This window comes from Campylobacter sp. US53, from assembly GCF_004378995.1.
In the GTDB taxonomy this organism is placed as follows: Bacteria; Campylobacterota; Campylobacteria; order Campylobacterales; family Campylobacteraceae; genus Campylobacter_D; species Campylobacter_D jejuni.
Genome location: NZ_RYYH01000041.1, coordinates 1 through 240, shown reverse-complemented (window position 1 = coordinate 240; position 240 = coordinate 1). Strand labels below are relative to the sequence as shown.

Annotated in this window: 1 protein-coding gene; it reads left to right on the top strand. The window is 42.9% G+C overall.

Annotation, left to right across the window (positions count from 1 at the left end):
• The coding region (locus tag ELQ05_RS08210; RefSeq protein WP_134240083.1) for a M24 family metallopeptidase at nt 1-240 on the top strand (240 nt) is incomplete at both ends.

Below are 240 nucleotides of genomic sequence, written 5' to 3'. Positions count from 1 at the left end.
AGGGGTATTATGGGGATGCAGCAAGAACTATTGCTATAGGAGAAGTTTCACCCACTGATAAAGCGTTAATCTCTTGTGCTAAAGATGCGTTATATCATGCTATAGATATTATTCGTGATGGAATGCGTTTTAAGGAACTATCAGCTGCTTTAGGCGAATTTATCCATCCAAGAGGTTTTGTCCCGCTTCGTGGATATTCCGGGCATGGTATAGGACGAAAGCCCCATGGAGAGCCTGAAA